The sequence below is a fragment of the Pseudomonas sp. IT-93MI4 genome, from assembly GCF_949767635.1.
In the GTDB taxonomy this organism is placed as follows: Bacteria; Pseudomonadota; Gammaproteobacteria; order Pseudomonadales; family Pseudomonadaceae; genus Aquipseudomonas; species Aquipseudomonas putida_A.
This window is the reverse complement of record NZ_CATKPP010000029.1, coordinates 1-734: the sequence shown is the minus strand read 5'-3', so window position 1 is coordinate 734 and position 734 is coordinate 1. Positions and strand designations below refer to the sequence as shown.

The 734-nt window shown below is 64.4% G+C and carries 1 pseudogene; it reads left to right on the top strand.

Features of this window, described 5'->3' with window-relative positions:
* A pseudogene (locus tag ACM6I7_RS14550) lies at positions 1-734 on the top strand (type IV secretion protein Rhs); the annotation flags it as partial.

Genomic DNA, 734 nt, shown 5'->3' with positions numbered 1-734 from the left:
TACGACGACGTCGGACGGCTGATCGCGCTGCTTCCGCCGGACGATGAGCCAACGTCCTACGAGTACCGTAACGGTTTCCTGCACAGCCGTTCCCGCGGCGAGGCGATGTGGACGTTTCGGCGCAACGCCGAGGGCGATGTCACCGAGGCGGTCGATCCCGACGGCCAGGTCACCCATTACTACTACGACACGCGCGGGCAGTTGCTGTCGATCCGCTACCCGGACAGCAGCCGGCACAAGTTGTCGTGGAACGACCTCGGGCAACTGATCGAGGAAACCCTGCCCGACGGTGGTGTGCGGCGCTTTTCCTACGACGCGCTGGGGCGACGGACGACCACTTGCAACGAGCACGGCGCGATCACCCGCCAGCAGTGGGATGCGGTTGGCCGACTAATTCAGACGACCTTTCCTACGGGCGCTACCCGTGCCTACAGCTACGGCGCCTACGGCCAGGTCACTGCCGAGCGCGACGAACTCGGGCACATCACCCGCTACGAGTATGACGACGACCTGCACCTGGTCTCGCGCAAGATCAATCCCGACGGCACGCGGGTGCAGTACCGCTACGACCATGCGCAACTGCTGCTCACGGAAATCGAGAACGAGTCCGGGGAAAAGTACCGGCTGGACTACACGCCCACCGGATTGATCCGACAGGAAACCGGCTTCGACGGCCGGCGCACCGCCTACGCCTACGACCGCAACGGGCACCTGCTGGAGAAGACCGAATTCGG